The sequence below is a fragment of the Nostoc sp. genome (assembly GCF_035638895.1).
In the GTDB taxonomy this organism is placed as follows: Bacteria; Cyanobacteriota; Cyanobacteriia; order Cyanobacteriales; family Nostocaceae; genus Nostoc.
This window is the reverse complement of sequence record NZ_DASQZC010000300.1, coordinates 1-1,629: the sequence shown is the minus strand read 5'-3', so window position 1 is coordinate 1,629 and position 1,629 is coordinate 1. Positions and strand designations below refer to the sequence as shown.

The 1,629-nt window shown below is 44.0% G+C and carries 3 protein-coding genes; 1 reads left to right on the top strand and 2 read right to left on the bottom strand.

The genetic code is table 11. The annotated features are described in order from the left end of the window. Nucleotides 1–316 (top strand): type II toxin-antitoxin system VapC family toxin (locus VE944_RS14660; protein WP_324978180.1); only part of this gene is annotated, 316 nt, incomplete at its 5' end. 186 nt (nt 317–502) lie between these two features. Here VE944_RS14660 and VE944_RS14655 read toward each other — a convergent pair. Together VE944_RS14655 and VE944_RS14650 are read right to left on the bottom strand one after the other, a co-directional pair. Continuing rightward, a complete protein-coding gene (locus tag VE944_RS14655) occupies nt 503–1,318 on the bottom strand; it encodes a type 1 glutamine amidotransferase (protein ID WP_324978178.1) in 816 nt (271 codons plus the stop codon). 64 nt (nt 1,319–1,382) lie between these two features. Further along, nucleotides 1,383–1,629: MurT ligase domain-containing protein (locus tag VE944_RS14650; protein WP_324978176.1), on the bottom strand; the 247-nt coding region annotated here is incomplete at its 5' end.

Genomic DNA, 1,629 nt, shown 5'->3' with positions numbered 1-1,629 from the left:
TGTAGCAATTAGCTGGTGTTTGGTGGATGAAAACGATGATTATGCTAATGCCATACTGGCAATGATGCCAGATTCTAAAGCTTTTGTACCAGGAATTTGGTCGCTGGAGATTGCGAATACCCTTATTGTGGCTGAACGACGTAACCGCATAACACAGGAACAATCTGAGCAAGCTATTGCTTTGTTACAGTCACTATTAATTCAGGTTGATTTATTTACGGATGCAAAGGCGTTGAATGCAACCTTGAAGCTAGCACGACAGGAAGGTTTAGCAGCTTATGACGCAGCTTATTTAGAATTGGCGTTGCCGTTATAATTGCCGTTAGCAACTCTTGATACTCGGTTAGCAGAGGCGGCGACTCGTTGCGGTGTGGGGTTGGTAGTTATTGACAAAGAAACATGAAATCAAGGCTGAGTTTGGGGCGTTTGTCACATCTTCCCAATATGAAACCGGGGAATTGCGTTCCCTGTGAAAGTCAGGGAACGAGAAAAACACGAAAACTTAAACTTTTGCCGCAGGGCTTGGTAAACTAACTTTCAATCGCTTAAACATCGCTTCTCTTGCTTGTGCAGCGAGGCTATCGTCAAAAGGTTTTAAGGTAATTTCCTGCTGATACTTTAGTCGCAGCGCTGTTTGAATTAACCAATCGGCGACAAAGGGATTTTTTGGTAATAAAGGGCCGTGGGAATAAGTAGCGATCGCATTCTGATAAAATGCTCCTTCTGTCCCATCTTCACCATTATTTCCCAAACCGTACACCACTCGCCCCAATGCTTCCACTTTTCCCAACTTAGTGCGTCCGCCGTGATTTTCAAAGCCTACCAAATATGGTGTGCTACCCGTCATCTCTTTTAAATCTCGCGCTAGGCGGGAAGCTGTCACTTCAATTACCAAGTTTCCAATACAGCGTTTAGTATTTTCACCAGGATGCACGGAAACTAAATCGAGTATTCCCAAACCATCAATCCGTTGTCCTAAGCCGGGTTCATAATAATGTCCCAGTAATTGGGGTGAACCACAAGTAAATACTCCTGGTGTACCATTTTCGATTTTTTCGCGCATCGCGTCAGCTTTCGCACCTTGCAAATCACGCATGACAATTTCTTGCTGACGGTCTTGTGCGCCACCACCAACGATTACATCTACACTTTTAATATCTGCGGCTGTAGTATTTTGATCTAGGGGTAACACTTTAACATCGTATCCCCGCCACTCGGCGCGACGTTCTATAGTAATTACATTACCGCGATCGCCATAGGTACTCATCAGCGTCGGATAAAGCCAACCTATTGTTAATTCCAAATTTTGAGAACTCATAAATTTAGGGACTGGGACTGGGGACTGGGGACTGGGGGAGAATAACAAATGACTAATGACAAATTTAAAGAATTTTACGACCAGTCAGAACTTCTCGGACTTCTAACATGGCTGAATAGGTGGGCAGAATATGCAAAGTTTCATTCTCTGGTGTATGCTCTAATGCAGTAGCGATCGCTTGTCGTAAATCTTCTTCCACAATTAAATTTAAGTTACTCTGATGGGACTTTTGGCTGTAACGTAGACGTAGTGCCATATCATAGACGCGATCGCCACTCACTACTAAAGTCCCGCCGCGTTCGACTAATTTC